A 20,754-nucleotide genomic window follows, 5' to 3' on the forward strand; every position below is an offset into this window, starting at 1 on the left:
CCGCGGCCCGCACCGCGGCCCGCAGCGCCCGGGTGCGCAGGGCGGCCGGGGCGCGCCCCAGGACGTCGACGTCGAGGCCCTCGTCCGTGCGCGCGGCGGCGAGCAGGTCGGCGGCCAGCGGATCCAGCACGTCGGCGTCCTCGCGCAGCTGCGCCGCCGTGCGCGCCAGCGCCTCCGCGACGCCCGGTCCCAGCACCCGTTCGAGCGTCGGCAACGCCTCGCCCCGGACCCGGCTGCGCAGGCCGGCGTCGCGGTGCTCGTGGTCGTTGGTCGGGTCCTGCCAGGGGCGCAGCCCGAGCTCGCGGCAGGCCCCCTCCGTGTCCGCGCGGCGCAACCCGAGCAGCGGACGGCGGAACGGTCCCCGCACCGCGGGCATGCCCGACAGGGCGCGCGCGCCCGACCCGCGGGCCAGCCCCAGCAGCACCGTCTCCGCCTGGTCGTCGAGCGTGTGGCCCAGCAGGACCGCGGCGGCGCCGCGCTCGTGGACCACCCGCTCCAGCGCCGCGTAGCGGGCCGACCGGGCGCCGGCCTCGCCCCGGCCGGCGACGTCCGCGCGGACGACCTCCGCGTCCAGGCCGAGCGCCCGGCAGGCCGCGGCGGCCTCGTCGGCAACCTGCTCCGAGCCTTCCTGCAGGCCATGGTCGACGACGACGGCACGGGCGCGCCACGGACGGCCCCCGCGCTCCGACCGCCGCGCCACGAACGCCGCACCGGCCGCGAGCGCGAGCGAGTCCGGTCCCCCCGAGCACGCGACCAGCACCAGCGCGCCGGGCGGCAGGTCCGCGACGGACGCCGCGACCGCCGAGCGCACCGCCGCGACCGACGGCGCCGGACCGCTCACCCGTGGACCCGCCGCACCCACGCCCGCGGGTCGGAGATCTCCTGCGGCACCGGCAGGTGCTCCGCCGACGTCCACACGGCGTTGAGCCCCGCCAGGCCGACGTCCTTGCGCACCGCCCGGACGAACGCGGCGCCGTCGCGGTACTGCGCGAGCTTGGTGTCCAGGCCGAGCAGCCGGCGCAGCACGCGGTCCATGCCCTTGGCCTTCGCCGCCTGGTCGCGCCGGTTCTCGAAGGCCTTGCGGATGGTCCGCACGCTCGGCACCACCCGCGGCCCGACCTCGTCCATCGCGACGTCCGCGTGGCCTTCGAGCAGGGCCATGACCGCGCCGACCTCCTCGAACACCTCCCGCTGCCGGGCGGAGAGCAGGTCGAGCACCCCGATGCCGTCGTCGGCACCCCCGGCCACCGCGCGCGACACGGCCTGCAGCAGCTCGCCCACCCGGGGGACCAGCGCCTTGTCCGCCGCCAGGTCGCCCATGAGCTCGCCCGCCCGGCCCCGCAGGTGCTCCGCGAGCCACGGCGCCGCCGCGAACTGCAGCGCGTGGGTCTGCTCGTGCAGCGCGACCCACAGCCGGAAGTCCGACGGGTCCACCCGCAGGCGGCGCTCGTGGTGCAGCACGTTCGGCGCGACGAGCAGCAGCCGACCACGCCCGTCGGTCGCGGTGAACGGGTCGAACTGCCCGAGGACCTTGCCGGACAGCAGCGCCAGCACGCCGCCCACCTGCACCGCGGCGGCCGCGCGCGACGCGTTGCTCGTCGTGCGCGTCGCGAGCGGTCCGGTCATCGCCGCGAACGTCTCGGCGTTGGCGCGTGCCCAGTGCACCCGGTCGACGACGACCACCCGGGAGACCYCCGCCGGCGGCGTGCCGTCCGCGGCCTCCAGCCCGGTGATGCGCGAGGCGTGCACGGCGGCGCGGCCGGCGGCGTCGCGCAGCTCGTCGACGAGCGCCACCAGCTCGTCGCGGCCGGCCAGCGGCCCGGGGGCGGCGAGCCGTCCCGCGATGCGGGCGGCTAGGTCCCAGTCGACCGGGCTTCTCGGGGTCTCCACCCCGTCAAACTAACCGCAGCCGCAGCCCGACAGCGTGGTGACGAACCCGTCGATGGCCGCGCGCGGGCCCCACTGGCCGCCGTCGGGGGTCGCGTCCGCCAGCACCACGAACACCAGCTGGCGCGCGTCGGTGTCCAGAACCGTCCCCGCCAGCGCGGTCACGTGCGGCAGGCTGCCGGTCTTCGCGCGCACGAGGCCGCGGGCGCTCGACTGCGTGTACCGGTCGCTCAGGGTGCCGGTCAGCCCGCCGATGGGCATGCCCGTGGCGACGTCGCGCAGCACGCCGTGCGCGGGGTCCGTCGCCAGCCGGAGCAGGCCCAGCAGCAGGTCGGGCGGCAGCACCGAGCCGGCGCCGAGCCCCGACGCGTCGACCAGGTGGGCGCCGTCCGTGTCGATGCCCTGCACCGACACCGCGTGCAGCACGGCCGTCGCGCCGCCCTCGAAGCTCGGCGGGAGCCCCTCGTGGATCGCGACTAGCCGGCTCACCACCTCGGTGATCGTGTTGTCGGAGGTGTCGAGGAAGTGGTGCACGATCCCGTCCAGCGACGCGGACTGCACGACGCCGATCTGGCGGCCGCCCTCGGGCACGCCCGTCCGGGTGGGCGTGCCGTCGACCGCGATGCCCGCCTCGGTCAGCCGCTGCGCGAACGTCTTCGCCGCCGCGAGCGACGGGTCGGGGTAGCGCGGCGGGTACTCGCCCGGCTTGATCTTGGCCGTGTCGACCGCGAGCGCCGTGACGGGCGCGACGAACCCCGCGGCGATGTCCGCCGGGTTCCAGGTGGGACTGAGCGTCGGGGCGGCGAACAGCGAGTCGTCGAACCCGAGGCTCACGGTGCCGACGCCCTCGAGCTGCAACGCCTTGGCCGCCTGCGTCGCCAGGTCACCCAGCCCCGCGTGCCCTTCGACCGCGGCGGGGTCGCCCGCTCCGGCCGCGAGCATCATGTCCCCGCCGCCGACCAGCACGATGCGGTTGCCCGACCCGCGCACGACGCTCGTCGGCAAGGTCGTGTCCGGCCCGAGCGTGCCCAGCGACGCGACGGCCGTGACCAGCTTGGCCGTCGATGCCGGGGTGCGGCCCTGCTCGGGCAGGTGCCCGCCGAGCACGTCGCCCGTCAGCTGGTCCGCGACCACCACGCCGACGCTCGAGCCCATGCGTGGGTCGGCGACCAGCCCGTCGACGAGCGCCTGCACGCTCCCCGTGCCCGGCACGGGCGCCTGCGGGTCGAGGTCGGTGAGCGCCGGGACGCTCGTCGTCGGCTCGACCGCACCGGGCGCCGTGGGGAACGGCAGCGGCTCGGGCGGCGCGTCCTGCAGGGTCACCATGCCCGGCACCACGTCGTACGCGTCGGCCGTCACGTACGCCGCACCGGCCAGCACGACCACGAGCACGGCCGTGCCGACGACCCGCACCGCTGTGGCCATCGTCACCCTGCCCTGCTCGATCCGTCGCGGGACGCCCCGCCCCGCGGTGCGTCAGACTACTGTCCGAGACAAGGGCGCCCCTGACACCCCGGCGCGCCGCACGACGAGTGTCGCGCGACCGGCGGTCCCGGAACCCGGGCGCGGACGTGGGGCGGAGGAGAGCTGCTGTGGAGTTCGACGTCACGATCGAGATCCCGAAGGGTCAGCGCAACAAGTACGAGGTGGACCACGCCACGGGGCGCATCCGCCTCGACCGGATGCTGTTCACCTCGACGCGGTACCCCGACGACTACGGCTTCATCGAGGGCACCCTCGGCGAGGACGGCGACCCGCTGGACGCGCTGGTGCTGCTCGAGGAGCCGACCTTCCCCGGCTGCCTCATCCGCTGCCGCGCCCTCGGCATGTTCCGCATGCGCGACGAGGCCGGCGGCGACGACAAGGTCCTGTGCGTCCCCACCGGTGACCAGCGCGCGGCGTGGCGCCAGGACATCGACGACGTGTCCGACTTCCACCGCCTCGAGATCCAGCACTTCTTCGAGGTGTACAAGGACCTCGAGCCCGGCAAGTCCGTCGAGGGCGCCCACTGGGTCGGCCGCTCGGAGGCGGAGGCGGAGATCGAGCGCAGCCGCCAGCGAGCCATCGACACGAACTACTACGCCCAGCACTGACACTTCCTCCTCCTCTCTCGGCCCAACGTCCGCGCTACTACGTGCCCCGCGCCGTACTAGCGCGGACGTTGCTGCATTCAACCGGCGACGTCCGCGCTTCTACGTGTCGGGGGACGTAGATGCGCGGACGTTCCAGGGTCGCCGAGCCGTCCACAGCCCCGGAGTTCGTGGCTCGGTGGGCTCGGGACATCGCCGACCGCCCGGCACCTCGATGGCGTGCGCAACCGTTCCGTCATGCACGAACCTCCATCTGCGTCTGCTGCACGGCGAGCGCGCGTCCGGGAGGTCGCCGCGCGGCAGGCCGGGCTGCTGACTCGGTGGCAGACCCGCGAGCTCGGACTCTCCCAGGAGCAGGTCGAGGCTGAGCTCAGCGCCGAGCGCTGGCACATGGTCGGCCGTCACACCCTCCTGGTAGCGCCTGCCGAGCCCGGACTGCGACGCGAGTGGTGGCTTGCGGTGCTCGAGTGCGCACCCCGGTCGATCGTCGGCGGAACACCACGGTCCGCGCTCGCCGGGTTCACCGCCCTGATGGCCGCCGGACTCTCCGGCCTCGACGGGGATGGGTCGATCCACGTCGCCGCGCCGAAGTCGTCGCACCCCCTGCCCGCACCAGCCGGTGTACGACTCCACGAGACACGCCGATGGCGCGGCGAGGACGTCGTGACCGACGGGATCCCGCGGACGCGCCCGGAGGTCGCCACCGTCCAAGCCGCCCTGTGGGCGCGGACGGACCGCGAGGCCGCCTTGATGCTCGTGGCGCCGGTGCAGCAGCGACTCACCACGGCAGACGCTGTATCGGGCGTCCTCGAGCGGGTCCGACGAGACCGGCGTCGCACCTTGCTGCGCGGTCTGGTCGGCGAGATCGCCACCGGGGTGGGCTCCCTGAACGAGCTCGACTTCGCGGGCCTGTGCCGCCGCCGCGGGCTGCCCGAGCCCGAGCGCCAGGTCCCGATGACAACTCCGAGCGGCCGCGCCTACGTCGACGTCCGCTGGTCCCGGTGGCGGGTCGTCGTGGAGATCGACGGGATCGGCCACCTGCGTCCGGACCGGTGGATCGACGACAGCCTGCGCCACAACGAGATCGTGCTCAGCGGTGACATCGTGCTGCGCATCCCGAGCCTCGGCCTGCGTCTGGATCCCGATCGTCACTTGGACGCGGTCGAACGCGCACTGCGGAGTGCCGGCTGGACCCCCGGCGGCGGCCGCCGCCGAGCGTGACGATAGCCGCAACGTCCGCGCAAGAACGTGCCCCTACACGTATCTCCGCGGACGCAAGCGGTCGGCCCGTGGCGACGTCCGCGGTAGGCCGTGCTCGGGGACGTACTTGCGCGGACGTTGTCAGGGAAGGGCGGTGTTACGGGCGGCCGGCGTACGGCATCGTGCCGCCCCAGCGCATCGAGGTGACTCGGAGGGGGTCGCCCGGCTTGGAGGCTTCCATGATCTGGCCGTTGCCTGCCCAGATGGCCACGTGGTAGATCGCGTCGACGTTGTTCGGGTTGGTGGACCAGAAGACGAGGTCGCCGGGGCGCAGCTCGTTGTAGCTGATCTTGAGGACCTGCTTGTACTGGTCGCGCGTGGTGCGGGCGAGGTTGACCCCCGCGGTGCGCCACGAGCTCATGGTGAGGCCCGAGCAGTCGTAGCCCGCGGGGCCGACGCCGCCCCAGATGTAGGGCAGCCCGATCTTCGTCTTCGCCCAGGCCAGCGCCGCCTCGCCTCCGCCGGCCGAGCCGCGCGACGTCCCGGTGCCGAGGCCGTACTTCGGCGGCGCAGGGGTGGTCGGGGGCGGCGTGGTGGTCGTGGGGGGCGGCGGCGGGGTCGTCGTGGTCGGCGGCGGCGTGGTGACGACCGGCGGCGCGGTGGTCACGGGAGGCGTGGTCGCCGGGGGCGTGGTGGCGGGAGGCGTCGCTACGGGAGGCGTGGTCGCCGGCGGCGTGGTCGTGGACCCGCCGGAGGAGGACGAGCCACCCGCGGCCGGGGGCGTCGCGACGACCGGCGCCGGCGGGGGCCGCAGGGCGACGGCCTTGGCGGCCGCCTCCTCGCGCTCGTGGCGCTGCTGGTCGAGGAAGTCCTGGCGCTGGCGCTCGACGTCGGCGCTGGTCTGGCGGGCGGCGGCGAGCGAGGTGATCAGGCCGTCCCGCTCGGCGGCTGCTGCGGTCTGGGCGGTCTGCGCGTCGGTCTGCGCCTTCTCGGCGGCGGCAAGGGCGTCCGCGGCGGAGGCCTTGGCGGCCTTGGCCTCGTCGGCGTCGGCAGCGGCGCGCGCCGCGAGCGTGGTGGCGACCAGCTGGGTCGCCTTGTACTCCTGGACGGCGGCGTCGGCCTTGCCGCTGATGCGGTCGAGCGCGGTGGTGCGGCGCGCCACGTCCTCGAAGCCGTCGGCGGACAGGACGGCCTGCAGCAGGTCGGTCGACCCGCCGGTCCGGGACATCTCCCGGGCGATGGCGACCAGCTGGCGGCGGGCGTCCTCGGCGGAGGCGTCGGCGGCCTTCGACCTGGCGAGCGAGTCCTGCCAGGCCTGCTGAGCGGCGTCGGCGTCGGCGAGCGCCTGCGTGTAGGCCTCGCCGGCCTGCTGCACCTTGAGGTCGGCGGCGTCGGTCTGTGCGCTGAGCTGCGCGAGCCGGACCTCCATCGAGGCGACCGAGCGCTCGGCGCTCTTCACGGCGCCCTTGGCCTGGTCGACGTCCTGCTGCGACGGGGGCGTCGGATCGGCGAGGGCGCTCGAGGCGCCGCCGGCCATGAGGGTGGCGACGAGCACGCCGGCAGCCAGGCCCCGTGAGGCCCTGCGCGTGGTCATGCTCCAGCTCACCTGTACGTCCTCCCCCGACGTCGCGGCGCGGCCACCAGCGGCCGTCCTCGAAGGACGCTACCTGCGGAAACCTCAGAAGAGAACATCTGTCACACCAGTCCCACGAGTCACACGCGTGTGCTTTGGGACGAACCGGACGCGGACGGGGCCGAATCACCCGTTCGCCGATGCATCGGCACGTCGGAGCCACGACACGAGGCTTCGCGAGCGAGCAGATGGGGACGCACGGAAGGGCAGGGGGCTCGGCACAGCAGGCGCTGACCGCGGCGACGCTGCCCGCCGGCAGGACAACTCGGACCACATCCTGAGACGGCCGTATTGCCGACCGGACACCTCGGCCTACTCTCGGCCCATGTCCCGCCGAATGTGTCGCTGACCCAGCGCACGCTCGGCTGTGCCCGCGGGCAGGTCGCCGTCCCCAGGACGGCCCCTGAGACCCGCCCGAGCCACGGCTCGACCCGTGCGCCACTCCCCTCCCCCTCCGCGGGACGGATGTCGGCTGCCCGAGGCCCCTCCGCGGATCCCCTGCACAGAAACGCTGAGGAGAACGAGACCGTGAGCAACGAGAGCTGGAGCTTCGAGACCCGCCAGATCCACGCCGGCCAGGAGGCGGACCCGACGACGGGTGCCCGCGCGCTGCCGATCTACCAGACGACGTCCTTCGTCTTCCCGGACGCCGCCACGGCCGCCAAGCGCTTCGCGCTCGCGGAGCTCGGCCCGATCTACACGCGCATCGGCAACCCCACGCAGGAGGTCGTCGAGAACCGCATCGCCAACCTCGAGGGCGGCGTCGGCGCGCTGCTCGTGGCCTCGGGCCAGGCGGCCGAGACGCTGGCGATCCTCAACATCGCCGAGGCCGGCGACCACATCGTCGCCAGCCCGTCGCTCTACGGCGGCACGTACAACCTGCTGCACTACACGCTCCCGAAGCTGGGCATCGAGACGACGTTCGTCACCGACCCGCACGACGCGCAGTCGTGGAAGGACGCGGTCCGCCCGAACACCAAGCTGTTCTTCGCGGAGACGATCCCCAACCCGAAGTCCGACATCCTCGACATCGAGCTCGTCGCGGGCGTCGCGCACGAGTCCGGCGTGCCGCTCATCGTCGACAACACGGTGGCCACCCCGTACCTGATCAACCCGCTGCAGTGGGGCGCGGACATCGTCGTGCACTCGGCGACGAAGTACCTGGGCGGCCACGGCTCGGCCATCGGCGGCGTGATCGTGGACGGCGGCACGTTCGACTTCGCGCAGCACCCCGAGCGGTTCCCCAACTACAACACCCCCGACCCGTCCTACAACGGCCTCGTGTTCGCGCGGGACCTCGGCGTCGGCGGCCTGTTCGGGGTCAACCTCTCCTTCATCCTCAAGGCGCGCGTGCAGCTGCTGCGCGACCTGGGTCCGGCGCTCTCGCCGTTCAACGCGTTCCTCATCGCGCAGGGCATCGAGACGCTGTCGCTGCGGGTCGAGCGGCACGTCGAGAACGCCGCCAAGGTGGCTGCCTGGCTCGAGGCGCGTGACGACGTGCTGCGGGTCCACTACGCCGGGCTGGAGTCGAGCCCGTGGCACGCCGCGCAGCTCAAGTACGCGCCGCGGGGTGCGGGCGCGGTGCTCGCGTTCGAGCTCGAGGGCGGCACCGAGGCCGGTCAGGCGTTCGTGTCGGCGCTCGAGCTGCACTCGAACGTGGCCAACATCGGGGACGTCCGGTCGCTCGTCATCCACCCGGCGTCGACCACCCACAGCCAGCTGACGCCGGAGGAGCAGGCCCTGTCCGGGGTGACGCCGGGCCTGGTGCGCCTGGCTGTCGGCATCGAGCACATCGATGACATCCTGGCTGACCTGGATGCCGGCTTCCGCGCCGCGAAGGGCGCCTGACACCGCATGAGTACGCCGCCGTCGACCCCGTCGGGYCCGACGGGGTCGACGGCGCCCCCCGGAAGGACCGCTGTGCCCGAGCTCGATCTGTCCCGCACCCGACCCCGGACGCTGGCCACGCGCGCCCCCGAGACCGGGCGTCCGCCCGTGCCCGCGAGCGCGGCCTGGCGTGAGGGCGACCCGGTCGGGCGTCGGCAGTTCGCCGACCTCGGACCGCTCAAGCTCGAGTCCGGCGGCCGGCTGCCGGCGGTGCGCCTGGCGTACGAGACGTGGGGCGAGCTCAACGAGGACGGCAGCAACGCCGTCCTGGTCCTGCACGCGCTGACCGGTGACTCGCACGTCACCGGCGAGGCGGGCGAGGGGCACCCGACGGCCGGCTGGTGGCAGTCGATGGTCGGTCCGGGCGCTCCCATCGACACCGACCGCTGGTTCGTCGTCGCACCCAACGTGCTCGGCGGCTGCCAGGGCTCGACGGGTCCGTCGTCGCCGGCGCCGGACGGGCGCCCGTGGGGTGGGCGGTTCCCGCTGCTGACGGTCCGCGACCAGGTCGCCGCGGAGGTCCGGCTGGCGGACCTGCTGGGCATCGACACGTGGGCGCTGGTCATCGGCGCGTCCCTCGGCGGGCTGCGGGTGCTCGAGTGGGCCGCGAGCGCGCCCGAGCGGGTGGAGGCCATCGCCGCCATCGCGACCGCCGCGCAGACGTCGGGCGACCAGATCGCCGGTTTCCACACGCAGCTGACGGCCGTCCGCGCCGACCCGCACTACCGCGACGGCGACTACTACGACGCCCCCGACGGCGAAGGGCCGCACGTCGGCCTGGGCCTGGCGCGACAGATCGCGCACCAGACGTACCGCAGCCCGCTCGAGCTGGACGAGCGCTTCGGCCGGATCCCGCAGGGCGGCGAGGAGCCGCTCGAGGGCGGTCGGTTCGCGGTGCAGTCCTACCTGGACCACCACGGCGACAAGCTGGCCCGCCGGTTCGACGCGAACACGTACGTGGTGCTCACGCGCACGATGATCACGCACGACCTCGGCCGCGACCGCGGCGGGGTCAGCGCCGCCCTCGGGTCGGTGACCGCCCGCGCGCTCGTGGTGGCGGTGGACTCCGACCGGCTCTTCCCGCCGGCCCAGTCCGAGCGGATCGCCGCCGGGATCCGCGGCGCCGTGCTGCACACCATCCACTCCGACTACGGGCACGACGGCTTCCTCATCGAGGAGGACCTGGTGGGCGCGTACGTGCGGGAGTTCCTGGAGCAGACGCACTAGATACCCGGCACCATGGGGCGCATGCCCTCCGGAGAGCTCGCCGACGCCCGCACCGCGCTGCACGCCCAGTGGGACCGCCTGCGGTCCTGGGTGAGCGACGTGGTCGACCCCGACGTCGGGGGCGAGCCGTCGGTGCTCGAGGGCTGGTCCGTCGCCGAGCTCGTCGCGCACCTCGGCCGCGCGATGGAGGCGCTGGCCGTGTGCGTGCCGGTCCCCGACGGCACGGTCCCGCTCACGTTCGGTGAGTACGTCGGCACCTACGTGGCGCGCGCCGCCGACATCGCGGAGACCACGCGCGAACTGGCCCGCGAGATCGCCGACGACCCGCTGGGTGCGGTCGACCGCAGCGCGCAGGCGGCGTTCGCCCGGCTCGACGAGCTGGGTCCCGACGACCGCGTCGTGCAGGCGCGCCGCGGCCCGGTGCTGCTCAGCACCATGGCGATGTCCCGGGTGCTCGAGCTCGTGGTGCACGCCGACGACCTCGCGCGGTCGGTGCCCCTGGGTGCGGACCCGGTCGAGCCGGGCGCGCTGCGCCTCGTCGCCGACGCGCTGCTCGAGATCGTCGTCGCCCGCGGCGGCTGGAGCCTCGAGGTCGCCGACGCCCGCACCTGGGTGCGGCTCGCCGCCGGCCGGCAGCCGTACGACGTCGACGCGCTCGCCGTCGCCCTGCACCCGCGCTACACGTCGGACGCGGTGCCGGACCTCGGTCGCATGCTGCCGATCCTCTGACGGCTCACCAGAACCGCGGCTGGCCGGGGATCGACTCCAGGTCGGACAGGAGCAGCTCGCGGTCGTCGTCCTCGGCGATCTCCTCGGCCGCCGCCAGCGCCTGCTCGGTCCAGGTGCGCGCCTGCGCGGCGTCGCCGGCGACCGCGTGCGCGCGGGCCAGCGACTCGTAGGCGTACGCGAGGTCCCAGTCGGCGATGCCGTGCTCCCGGCAGATCTCGAGCCCGCGTCGCGCGTGGTGCAGCGCCGGCTCCGCGCGGCCGAGCACGGCGTACACCCGGGAGACCTGCCACTCGCCGCGGCTGCGGTTCTCGGGCGCGCCCACCTGACCCCAGTGGTAGCGCGACGCGTGCGCCATGTGCACCATCCGGTCGTCGTCGTCGACCGTGCGGTGCTCGTCCTCGAGCAGCCGCCACACGCTGTTGAACAGGTCGACGGCGAGCTGGCGCTCGTCGGCGGTCGTGGCCGGCTGGCTGTCCTGCGCGGTCATGGGTGCTCCGTCCTCGAGAAGGTGGTCGGTCCGGTGGATCTGGCCGCGGACCCGGTCCAGGCGCGCCTGGAGCCTGCGGCGGTGGGTGCTCAGCACCGACGGGACGATCGACTCGTCGGCCAGGCAGGCCCGCACCTGCTCCAGCGGCACGTCGACCGACCGCAGCACCTGGACGAGCCGCGCCCGGTCCACCTGCTCCGCGCCGTACCGCCGGTAGCCCGTCGCCGGGTCGACCGTCGCGGGCGTGAGCAGCCCGATCCGGTCGTAGTGCCGCAGCGCCTTGGCGGTCAGACCGACCCGGCGGGCCAGCTGACCGACCGTGAGCAGGTCGTCGTCCATGGCCGTGAACCTAGGGCCTTGCCGCGGGGCAACCTCAAGCCCACCACCGCACACGCCGCCCGCGCGGCGGATACGTTGAGGCGGTGATCGCCGCCTACGCCGCCCGGTTCTCGCCCGACGACCCCGTCAGCGGCCTCGAGGTGGGCGAGCAGCCCGCCCCGCAGGCGCGGGAGAACTGGTCGGTGGTCGACGTTCGCGCCGCGGCGCTCAACCACCACGACGTCTGGACGCTGCGGGGCGTCGGGATCCGCGCCGAGCAGCTGCCGATGATCCTGGGCACCGACGCCGCCGGGGTCACCGCCGACGGGCGCGAGGTCGTCGTGCACGGGGTGATCGGCGGCGCGTCGGGGCACGGGGTGGGCGCCGACGAACCGCGCAGCCTCCTGTCGGAGCGGTACCCCGGCACGCTCGCCGAGCAGGTCGCGGTGCCCACGTGGAACCTCGTCGACAAGCCGGCCGAGCTGTCGTTCGTCGAGGCCGCGTGCCTGCCCACCGCCTGGCTGACCGCCTACCGCATGCTGTTCCGGTCCGGCGGCGCGACGCCGGGCCAGCGCGTGCTCGTGCAGGGCGCGGGCGGCGGGCTGGCCACCGCCGCCATCCTGCTGGGCGCAGCGGCCGGGCTGGAGGTCGTCGTGACCAGCCGGTCCGAGGAGCGCCGGGCGCGGGCCCTCACGCTCGGCGCGGCCGGGGCGGTCGAGAGCGGGGCGCGCGTGCCCCGCGTCGACGTCGTGCTCGAGAGCGTCGGCAGGGCGACCTGGTCGCACTCGGTGCGCTCGGTCCGGCCGGGCGGCACGATCGTCGTCGCGGGCGCGACCAGCGGCGACGCCGAGCCGGCCGAGCTCACGCGCATCTTCTTCCAAGAGATCAGCGTCGTCGGCGCCACGATGGGCACGCGCGACGACCTGCAGCACCTGCTCGCGTTCCTCGCCCGCACCGGCGTGCGCCCGCTCGTCGACTCGACGTTCGCGCTGGCCGACGCGCGCGAGGCGGTGCGGCGGCTGGCGGACGGGACGCAGTTCGGCAAGATCGTGATCGAGCCTTGACCGGCGACGAGTGGGCCGACGACGTCCTGGGCCCCGACTACCGCGTCCGGACGCTGGTCCTGCGGCCCGACGACGAGGGCGACGTCGTCGCGAGCCTGGTGCGCTACGCCCCGCCGACGCCCCAGCCGCAGCGCGCGTCCCGCGCCATCCTCTACATCCACGGCTGGTCCGACTACTTCTTCCAGACCGGGCTCGCCGAGTACTGGGCCGCGCGCGGCGCCGCGTTCTACGCCCTCGACCTGCGCAAGTACGGCCGCAGCCTCCGCCCGGGCCAGACCCCGGGGTACGTCGCGGACCTGCACACCTACGACGAGGAGATCGAGGCGTCGCTCGACGTGATCCGCGGCGACCTCGGCGTGCGTGCTCGAGTCATGGTGATGGGCCACTCGACCGGCGGGCTGGTCGCGGCGCTCTGGGCCGACCGGCACCCCGACGAGCTGAGCGGGCTCGTGCTCAACAGCCCCTGGCTGGAGCTGCAGGGGTCCTCCGTGCTGCGCCACCTCAGCGCGCCGGCGGTCGCGCGGATCGCCCGGTTCCAGCCGAAGGCACCGCTGCCCAACATCGACCCGGGCTACTACGCGCGCACGCTGAGCAGCGACAGCGGCGGCGAGTGGACCTACGACACCCGCTGGCGGCCGACGCCGTCGTTCCCCGTCCGGGCCGGGTGGCTCCAGGCGATCATGGCCGGGCACGCCCGCGTGGCCCGGGGGTTGTCGGTCGAGCAGCCCATCCTCATGCTCGCGTCGAGCCGCACGGTCATCAGCCCGCGGTGGAGCGAGGAGATGCGGCACGCCGACGTGGTGCTCGACGTCGAGCTGCTCGCCCGTCGCGCGGTGCAGCTGGGCACGCACGTGACCGTGGTGCGGATCCACGACGGCCTGCACGACCTGGCGCTGTCGCCGCCGCCCGTCCGCGCCCGGTTCTACGCGGAGATCGACCGCTGGGCCGCCGCGTACGGGTGGGGCTGAGCGGCGGCTAGGGGCGCAGGACGCCCGTCGCCTCGGCGAGCGTCGGACCGCCCTCGCCGAGCCGCCACGCACGCCAGCCGTCGACCGGGTTCTCCGCCGAGACCGCGGCCGATGCCGCGTCGTCCGGGTCGGCGAACAGCTCGCCCGTGGGCAGCTCGAGCAACCCGTCGGTGCGCAGCATCGCCACCAGGCGCTGCCCGCGGCGGGCGCGGACCCAGACCAGCGTCGTGATCGCGCGGCGGCTCTTGGCCAGCGTCGCCAGCTCGGGCAGCGCGCGCAGGTCGGCGTCCGCGACGGCGTCGGGCACCGGGGGGATCGCCTCGGTCGTCTGCGGAGGCGTCGGCATGGTCGGCATCGCGTTCGCGGGCGCCTCCGGCGGGTTCGCGGGCGGCGTCGGAAAGCTGGACGAGACGGGCAGCGGCGCCGAGAGCGGAACGAACGGTCGGGGGCCGGCAACCTCGTCGGGGTCCCGCGGTGGGGTGCGGGGCACCACCTGGTCGGCGCCGAAGCGCAGCCCGACCACGGGCGTCAACGTGGTGGGGGCCTCGTGGATCGTGGTCGGCGGCCTGTCCTGCGAGACCGGCTCCGGCGCACGCAGCGGGGTCGGTGCCGGCGGGCCGGGCGCCTCGGGCGGCGGCGTGACCGCGCGCAGCTCGCCGGACGCGGGCTTGCGGGAGCCGCCCGGCGTCCCGGGCGCGACGCGAGGCTCGTACGGCGCGTTCGTGCTCGGGCCGGGGCTCGCGACGAAGCCCTCGCTCGAGCGGACAAGGCGCAGCGCCGTCGGCTCGACCGACCGACGCGCACCCTCGTGCGTGGCCAGCGGCGACACGTCGAGCAGGCGACGGTCGTCGACGCCCCGCACGACGCCCACCTGCAGCACGTCCACGTGCCGGCCGGGTCCGCGCAGGAAGCCCAGGGTGTCGCCGGCCTCGGCCGCGACCTCCGAGCACAGGAGGATCAGGCGCACCCCCTCGCGCCGGTTGGTCTGCGTGCCGAACGCGGCCTGCTCGCGGAACGCGGCGAAGTCCACCGCGAAGCGGCTGGGGTCCGGGTGATAGGCCCGGGCCAGGTCGGTCGTGGTCATCCGCGACGCCGCGCCGGCGTGCCGCAGAGCCGAGATCACGGCGTCGTCATCGACCACCTGAACGACGTCGACGACGACCGCGCGACCCGTCGCGTCGAGCGCGAGCAGCTCGGGCAGGTCCGCGTGATCGGGTGTGCCGGTGCGGGACCGGACCGCGAAGAGGGGTTCACCGGCGATCGCGGCCAGGTGGTGGGTCAGCAGCGACGCGCACTCCTGCGCGAACGAGCCGGTGAGCGGCTGCATCGGCTGGACGAGGCGCGGTCGGCCCTCGTCGAGCTCGAAGATCGGCATCTGTCCTGGCCTTCCGCGGTCCCGTCGTGCGGCCGCGCGCCCCGCCGGCGCGCTCGCGACCACACTGTCCCACAGCGCGCTGAGCCCGTCAGCCGGTCCGTCGGACCAGGTCGCGGGAGATCGGTCACATCACCCGGATGCCCCGGTCCCGGACGTCCGGAACGTCGGGTTCGTCACTCGTTCGTGAGTGCCGCCTCGACCCGCTCGATCTTGCCCGTCAGCTCCCCGTCGTGCCCCGGCCGGATGTCCGCCTTGAGCACCAGGCTGACGCGGTTGCCGTGCCGCCCGACCGCCTCCGTCGCGCGCTTCACCACGTCCATCACCTCGTCCCACTCGCCCTCGATCGTGGTGAACATCGCGTCGGTGCGGTTGGGCAGGCCCGACTCGCGGACGATGCGCACGGCATCGGCGACGGCGGCGGTCACGGACTCGCCCGCACCGAGCGGGGCGACGGAGAAGGCGACGAGCATGCCGCCCAGCCTGGTCCGTGGGGGCGGACGTGTCCATTCGGCCCGCGAGTCAGGCGGTGGGCACCCGGCCCGGCAGGTGCGCCGCGAGCAGCTCGGCCAGGTGGATCCCCTGCACGCCCGCGAGCTGGTCGGCCTGCGTGCGGCAAGAGAACCCGTCGGCGAGGTAGACGTCGCCGGGGCCGGCGTCGCGCAACGCGGGCAGCAGCGCGTTCTCGGCCACGGCGACCGAGACGTCGTAGTGCCCCTTCTCCATGCCGAAGTTCCCGGCCAGCCCGCAGCAGCCGGCGAGAGCGGAGAACTGCGCGCCCGCGTCGGTGAGCAGGCGCCGGTCCGCGGTCCACGTCATCACCGAGTGGTGGTGGCAGTGGGGCTGCACGACGGCGGTGACGTCGGAGAGGTCCGGCACCTGCCAGCGGTCGCCGGGGCCGATGGGCGTCGGCGCCGTGAGGAGCTCCGCGAGGGTCCGGGTCTCGCGCGCGACGGCGACGGCGCGGGGGTCGTCGGGCAGCAGGTCGAGCAGGTCGGAGCGCAGCACCGCCGTGCAGGACGGCTCGAGGCCGACGATGGGGATGCCGTTGACGGCGAACGGGCCGAGGACGCCGAGCAGGTGGGTGAGCTGCTTCTTGGCGCCGTCGAGCTGGCCCGTGCTGATCCAGGTGAGCCCGCAGCAGGCGTTGTCCTGCGGGACCAGCACCTCGTAGCCGGCGTCGGTCAGCACGGCGACCGCGGCCTGCGCCACCGACGGCGAGAGGGTGTCGGAGAACGAGTCCGTCCAGAGCACCACCCGCGGCCGCTTGCCCGCGGAGCCACCGGTCCCCTTGCCGGGCCGGCCGAGGAACTGGTGGCCGGGACGCTCGCTGGCGCGGACGTCGTCGTCGTCGCGACCGGTCAGGGTCACGGCGTCGCGACCCGCGCCGCGGACCCACGCGCGGAACGGCTGGCGGGCGAAGGTGACCATCTGGCGGCGCGTGTCCATGCCGCCGCCGGCGAGCACCACCTTCGCCACCGGCCGGACGCCGAGGAGCGCGTTGGTGAGGGCGGCGAGACCGGGGATGCCGGTGATGAGGCGGGCCCACCGAGGCAGCCAGCCGAGCGCGTAGTGCGACGTCGGGCGCAGCCTCCCGCGGTACGTACGGTGCAGCACCTCCGACTTGTACTGAGCCATGTCGACACCCGCCGGGCAGTCCGACGAGCACGCCTTGCAGGACAGGCAGAGGTCGAGCGAGTCGTGCACCTCGGGCGAGCCCCAGCCGCCGGTGACCAGCGTGCCGTTGGCCATCTCCTGCAGCACGCGCGCGCGGCCCCGGGTCGAGTCCTTCTCGTCCTTCGTCGCCAGGTACGACGGGCACATGAAGCCGCCGGTCGCCGTGCTGTCGGCGCGGCACTTGCCGACGCCCACGCAGCGGTGCAGCGCCGTGGTGAGGTCGCCCGCGTCGTGCGCGAACGAGAAGCCGTGGCCGTCCGCCAGCAGCGGGCGCGCCCAGGGGCGGCGCAGGTCGGCGTCGAGCGGGCGGGGCCGAACCAGCACCCCCGGGTTGAGCAGGTCGCGCGGGTCGAGCAGGTCCTTGAAGGCGCCGAACAGGTCGATGGCCTTCGACGAGTACATGACCGGCAGCAGCTCCGAGCGCGCGCGTCCGTCGCCGTGCTCGCCCGACAGGGAGCCGCCGTGCGTCGCGACGAGCGCCGCGGCGTCGGTCATGAACGCGCGCAGCGGGTTGCCGGAGCGCTCCAGCGGGATGTCGAGACGCAGGTGCACGCAGCCGTCGCCGAAGTGACCGTAGGCCAGGCCGTCGACGCCGTGCGACGCCATGAGCGCCTCGAGCTCGCGCAGGTACGCGCCGAGGCGCTCGGGCGGGACGGCGGAGTCCTCGAAGCCCGGCCACGCCTGCTCACCGGACGGCGTGCGGCCACCGAGCCCGGCGCCGTCCTCGCGGATGCGCCACATCGCGGCGGCCTCCGGTCCGGGCGGGAAGAGGCCGACGGCGGTCGTCCCCGAGGACGCGGCGAGCGCGCGCGCCCGGTCCAGCGCCTCGGCCAGGTCGGACCCGCCCACCTCGACCATGAGCCAGCCGCCGCCGGTGGGCAGCGGCGGGACGGCGGCGGCACCGCGGACGCGACGGACCACGTCGACCAGCCGTGAGTCCATGCCCTCGATGGCCAGCGGCGCGTGCGCGAGCAGCGCGGGCACGGCGTCGGCGGCCGTCGGCATGTCGGGGTAGCCGAGCACCACGAGGACCGGGGCCGCGGCGACCGGGACCAGGCGGACCGTCGCGCCGAGCAGCGTGCCGACCGTCCCCTCGGTGCCGACCAGCGCCTTGGCCAGGTCGGTGCCCTTCTCGGGCAGCAGGTGCTCGAGCGAGTAGCCGGAGACCTGCCGGCCGAAGCGGCCCAGCTCGGTCCGCAGGATGTCGAGGTTGCCGCGGACGAGCGCATCGAGACCCGGGACGACGTCGAGCGCGCCCGCTCCCGACCGGGCCTCGAACCGGCGGCCCGTGCCGTCGACGACGTCGAGCGCGAGCACGTTGTCGGCGGTCCGCCCGTAGGCCACCGCGCGCGGACCGCAGGCGTTGTTGCCGATCATCCCGCCGAGCGTCGCGCGCGCCTGCGTGCTCGGGTCGGGACCGAACCGCAGGCCGTGCGGCGCGGCGGCCTTCTGCAGGCTCGCCATGACGACACCCGGCTCGACGCGGGCCGTCTGGGCGTCCGGGTCGATCGCGAGGATGCGGTTGACGTGCCGCGAGAAGTCGAGGACCACGCCCGTGCCGACCGCGTTGCCGGCCACGGAGGTGCCGCCGCCGCGCGCGGTCAGCGGGACGCCGAGCTCCCGGGTCACCGCGAGGGCCGCGAGGACGTCGTCGGTGTCGCGCGGGAAGGCGACGACCTGCGGGACCACCCGGTAGTTCGAGGCGTCCGTGGAGTACTCGGCGCGGCGGCGCGTGCTGTCGTCGACGACCCCGCGCAGCGCGGACCGCAGCGCCCGCACGACGTCGGCGCTGCCCACGTCCCCTGCCAGAGTCTCCGTCACGGCCGCCACGGGGGCAGTCTCCCATCGGCGACCGGCTCCCCCGCACGCCTCACCGAGGGATGGAACCCGCAACGTCCGCGCAGGTACGGGTCGGGACCCGTCGATGCGCGGACGTCAGCGACCTGCCGACCACAACGTCCGCGCAGGTACGCGCCAGGGCCCGTCGATGCGCGGACGTTGCGGAAGAAGGAACGGTCAGGCCAGCGAGGCGTGCAGCGTGATCTCCGTGCCCGTCAGGGCCTTGCTCACCGGGCAGGTCGCCTTGGCGGTCTCGGCCGCCTTGGTGAAGTCGTCCGCGTCGAGGCCCTCGACCTCGCCGCGGACCGTGAGGACGATCCCGCTGATGCGGAAGCCGCCGGCCGGGTCGGGGCGCAGCGTGACGTCGGCGCTGACCTCGAGGGCGACGGGGGTGCCGCCGGCCTCGGCGATGACGGCGGACAGCTGCATGGCGAAGCAGGAGGAGTGCGCAGCGGCGATGAGCTCCTCGGGGCTCGTCGTACCGTCCGCGTTCTCCGCGGCACGCTTGGGGAAGGACACGTCGAAGGTGGCGACGCCCGAGCTGGTGAGCTCGACCTGGCCGCTGCCCTCCTGCAGGGTCCCGTTCCAGGCGGTGCGAGAGGTGCGCGTGGGCATGGTGCTCCTTGGGTCCGGGTGACGCGGGCAACCGCCCGCATCCCCCACGCTAAGCAGCAGACCGGCTCAGCGCGCGCGCTCGAGGTGGCCGGTGACGATCTGCGACGGCGCGCCCGCCCGCCGCAGCGCCTGGGCCGCACGGGCGTGCAGGGCACGCCGCTCGTCGGGCTCCAGCCCGTTGTACAGGGCGCCGCGCACGAGGTCGTGGCCGAACACGAGGCGGTCGCCACGCGCCCGGACCACCCCGGCGGCCAGCCCGTGCCGCAGCGTGCGCCAGCAGTCCGCGACGGGGTCGCCGGCCACCGTGGCCAGGTCCGCCATGACGAACGACGTGCCCAGCACGGAGGCCTGCCCGAGCAGGGTGAGCACGTCGGAACCCAGGTACTCCACGCGTCGTCTGACCACCTCGTCGAGCGGCGTCAGCCACTGCTCGCCCGTGCAGTCCAGCACGCCGTCGGCCCGGACCAGGGCACCCGCCGAGCGGGCGGTCCGCACCACGTCGGCGACGAGCCGCGGGTTGCCGCCGGTCGTCGCCAGCGTGCCGCGCAGCGACGGGCCGATGGGTCCGCCGACGAGGTTCTCCGCGAGCTCGATGGTGGCGCGCGCGGTCAGCGGGCGGAGCTCCAGGTAGCGCGCACCCGCGCGGGTCCAGGCGGCGACGACCGCGGCGAGCTCGGGCCGGTAGGGCACGGGACGCATGGTGAGGACGACGAGCGCGCGCGGCACGGCCCCCTCGTGCGCGAGCTGGAGCAGGACCTCCAGCGAGGCGGCGTCCGCCTCGTGCACGTCCTCGAGCACGAGGGCCCAGGGTCGGGAGTCGCCGCGTCGGCGGAGCAGCGCCGCGAACAGCTCGGCGGCTCGGGCGTACCGCGGCACGGAGTGGGCCGGGTCGGAGTACATGGCCTCGAGCAGGTCGGCCAGCTCGGACTCGACGGGTCCGCGGCTCGCGCTGCGGCCGGGGTGCAGCAGGAGCGCGTCGGAGAGCAGCGCGAACGGCCAGCCGCGCATCGCGGTCGCCCGGGCGGTGCGCAGCTCGACGTCGAGCAGCCGGGCGGAGCCGCGGATGGCGTCGACCAGGCTCGTCTTGCCGACGCCGGCCTCGCCCTCGAGGAGCACCGTCACGCCGACGCCGTCGGCGGCCGTCGACAGCAGGTCGTCGAGGTCGTCGAGCTCGGCGGCTCGGCCCACCAGGGGCCAGGTCCGCCCCGGCTCGGCCGAGGTGCTCATGCGCCCGATCGTAGGGCCGCCGCGCACCCCGACGCGGGAAATGCCAGCAGGTCAGCCGGCGTACTCCCAGTGCCACGCCTCCGGCTTGCTGCCGCCGCGCTCGGCCCACGAGGGGTGCACCCACTCGAGGCCCGGAGCGTGCGCGTCCATCCAGCGGTGCTGGGCGGTCCCGAACGAGTCGATGCCGCCGCCGAGGTCGACCGCGACACCGCTGCCGTGGTTCGACGTGCCGGGCGTCGCGCACAGGTAGCCCTTGGTGCGCTTGCACATCACCTGGCCGGCGTACGACCGGTAGGAGTCGTTGACCACGAGGTCGGTGCCGAACTGGTCCTTGTAGGCCGCGTTGAGGACCTCGAGCTGCTCGGCGGCGTCGCAGCGGAGCCGGACCGAGGCGTCGAAGCCCACGCCGCACAGGGCGGAGTCGGGGATCTTGCCGTTGGCGTAGCCGAGCAAGGGTGCACCCACTCGAGGCCCGGAGCGTGCGCGTCCATCCAGCGGTGCTGGGCGGTCCCGAACGAGTCGATGCCGCCGCCG

At 74.8% G+C, this 20,754-nt stretch carries 18 protein-coding genes; 7 read left to right on the top strand and 11 right to left on the bottom strand.

The genetic code is table 11. The features are described 5' to 3' along the window. The 3 genes from tilS to AC1DQC_RS18770 form a co-directional block, all read right to left on the bottom strand. Positions 1 to 841 (bottom strand): tRNA lysidine(34) synthetase TilS (gene tilS, locus AC1DQC_RS18760; RefSeq protein ID WP_477052747.1); only part of this gene is annotated, 841 nt, incomplete at its 3' end. Then, positions 838 to 1,890 carry a zinc-dependent metalloprotease gene (locus AC1DQC_RS18765; RefSeq protein WP_477052748.1) on the bottom strand — a complete coding sequence of 351 codons (1,053 nt, stop codon included), beginning with the start codon at positions 1,888 to 1,890 and terminating at the stop codon, positions 838 to 840. The genes AC1DQC_RS18765 and tilS, both read right to left, overlap by 4 nt. A 9-nt stretch (positions 1,891 to 1,899) precedes the next feature. Continuing rightward, positions 1,900 to 3,312: a D-alanyl-D-alanine carboxypeptidase/D-alanyl-D-alanine-endopeptidase gene (locus tag AC1DQC_RS18770; RefSeq protein ID WP_477052764.1), complete on the bottom strand. Its 1,413-nt coding sequence runs from the start codon at positions 3,310 to 3,312 to the stop codon at positions 1,900 to 1,902. A gap of 167 nt (positions 3,313 to 3,479) precedes the next feature. Between AC1DQC_RS18770 and AC1DQC_RS18775 the strand changes: the two genes are divergently transcribed. Both AC1DQC_RS18775 and AC1DQC_RS18780 read left to right on the top strand, forming a co-directional pair. Then, entirely contained in the window at positions 3,480 to 3,980 is a 501-nt protein-coding gene (locus tag AC1DQC_RS18775; protein ID WP_477052749.1) for an inorganic diphosphatase, read from the top strand. Between the two features lie 234 nt (positions 3,981 to 4,214). Continuing rightward, positions 4,215 to 5,198 (top strand): hypothetical protein, encoded by a 984-nt coding sequence (locus AC1DQC_RS18780; RefSeq protein WP_477052750.1) that lies wholly within the window; start codon positions 4,215 to 4,217, stop codon positions 5,196 to 5,198. A gap of 136 nt (positions 5,199 to 5,334) precedes the next feature. Here the strand turns inward: AC1DQC_RS18780 and AC1DQC_RS18785 are convergent, their stop codons facing one another. Beyond that, positions 5,335 to 6,771 carry an NlpC/P60 family protein gene (locus AC1DQC_RS18785; protein ID WP_477052751.1) on the bottom strand — a complete coding sequence of 479 codons (1,437 nt, stop codon included), beginning with the start codon at positions 6,769 to 6,771 and terminating at the stop codon, positions 5,335 to 5,337. Positions 6,772 to 7,275: 504 nt separating this feature from the next. Between AC1DQC_RS18785 and AC1DQC_RS18790 the strand changes: the two genes are divergently transcribed. From AC1DQC_RS18790 to AC1DQC_RS18800, 3 genes are read left to right on the top strand one after another with little or no spacing between them, the layout of a single operon-like run. Further along, positions 7,276 to 8,658, top strand: coding sequence for a bifunctional o-acetylhomoserine/o-acetylserine sulfhydrylase (locus AC1DQC_RS18790; RefSeq protein ID WP_477052752.1), 1,383 nt, complete (start codon positions 7,276 to 7,278; stop codon positions 8,656 to 8,658). A gap of 6 nt (positions 8,659 to 8,664) precedes the next feature. Then, the gene (gene metX, locus AC1DQC_RS18795; RefSeq protein ID WP_477052753.1) at positions 8,665 to 9,924 is read left to right on the top strand and encodes a homoserine O-acetyltransferase MetX; all 1,260 of its coding nucleotides are present in this window, start codon (positions 8,665 to 8,667) and stop codon (positions 9,922 to 9,924) included. 21 nt (positions 9,925 to 9,945) lie between these two features. Next, a complete protein-coding gene (locus AC1DQC_RS18800) occupies positions 9,946 to 10,653 on the top strand; it encodes a maleylpyruvate isomerase N-terminal domain-containing protein (RefSeq protein ID WP_477052754.1) in 708 nt (235 codons plus the stop codon). A gap of 4 nt (positions 10,654 to 10,657) precedes the next feature. On the opposite strand, the gene AC1DQC_RS18805 is transcribed toward AC1DQC_RS18800, so the two are convergent. Further along, a complete protein-coding gene (locus AC1DQC_RS18805; protein ID WP_477052755.1) occupies positions 10,658 to 11,479 on the bottom strand; it encodes a MerR family transcriptional regulator in 822 nt (273 codons plus the stop codon). Between the two features lie 83 nt (positions 11,480 to 11,562). Here AC1DQC_RS18805 and AC1DQC_RS18810 point away from each other — a divergent pair, with 83 nt between their 5' ends. Both AC1DQC_RS18810 and AC1DQC_RS18815 read left to right on the top strand, forming a co-directional pair. Then, positions 11,563 to 12,522, top strand: coding sequence for a zinc-binding dehydrogenase (locus AC1DQC_RS18810; RefSeq protein WP_477052756.1), 960 nt, complete (start codon positions 11,563 to 11,565; stop codon positions 12,520 to 12,522). Beyond that, on the top strand, positions 12,519 to 13,490 hold the full coding sequence (locus tag AC1DQC_RS18815; RefSeq protein ID WP_477052757.1) for an alpha/beta hydrolase: 972 nt from the start codon (positions 12,519 to 12,521) through the stop codon (positions 13,488 to 13,490). Before AC1DQC_RS18810 ends, AC1DQC_RS18815 begins: the two co-directional genes overlap by 4 nt. A 7-nt stretch (positions 13,491 to 13,497) precedes the next feature. On the opposite strand, the gene AC1DQC_RS18820 is transcribed toward AC1DQC_RS18815, so the two are convergent. From AC1DQC_RS18820 to AC1DQC_RS18845, 6 genes are all read right to left on the bottom strand, one after another. Beyond that, complete coding sequence (locus AC1DQC_RS18820) at positions 13,498 to 14,865, bottom strand: hypothetical protein (RefSeq protein WP_477052758.1); 1,368 nt, start codon at positions 14,863 to 14,865, stop codon at positions 13,498 to 13,500. 173 nt (positions 14,866 to 15,038) lie between these two features. Beyond that, positions 15,039 to 15,335, bottom strand: a complete 297-nt coding sequence (locus AC1DQC_RS18825) for an MTH1187 family thiamine-binding protein (protein ID WP_477052759.1) — start codon at positions 15,333 to 15,335, stop codon at positions 15,039 to 15,041. A 49-nt stretch (positions 15,336 to 15,384) separates the two neighbouring features. Further along, complete coding sequence (locus AC1DQC_RS18830) at positions 15,385 to 18,369, bottom strand: FAD-binding and (Fe-S)-binding domain-containing protein (protein ID WP_477052760.1); 2,985 nt, start codon at positions 18,367 to 18,369, stop codon at positions 15,385 to 15,387. A 186-nt stretch (positions 18,370 to 18,555) separates the two neighbouring features. Further along, complete coding sequence (locus tag AC1DQC_RS18835; RefSeq protein ID WP_477052761.1) at positions 18,556 to 18,993, bottom strand: OsmC family peroxiredoxin; 438 nt, start codon at positions 18,991 to 18,993, stop codon at positions 18,556 to 18,558. Between the two features lie 66 nt (positions 18,994 to 19,059). Beyond that, positions 19,060 to 20,220: an AAA family ATPase gene (locus AC1DQC_RS18840; RefSeq protein WP_477052762.1), complete on the bottom strand. Its 1,161-nt coding sequence runs from the start codon at positions 20,218 to 20,220 to the stop codon at positions 19,060 to 19,062. A 51-nt stretch (positions 20,221 to 20,271) separates the two neighbouring features. Beyond that, positions 20,272 to 20,685: a M15 family metallopeptidase gene (locus AC1DQC_RS18845; RefSeq protein WP_477052763.1), complete on the bottom strand. Its 414-nt coding sequence runs from the start codon at positions 20,683 to 20,685 to the stop codon at positions 20,272 to 20,274. Positions 20,686 to 20,754: the final 69 nt, after the last annotated feature.

The sequence above is a fragment of the Cellulomonas sp. P4_H12 genome, assembly GCF_056400905.1.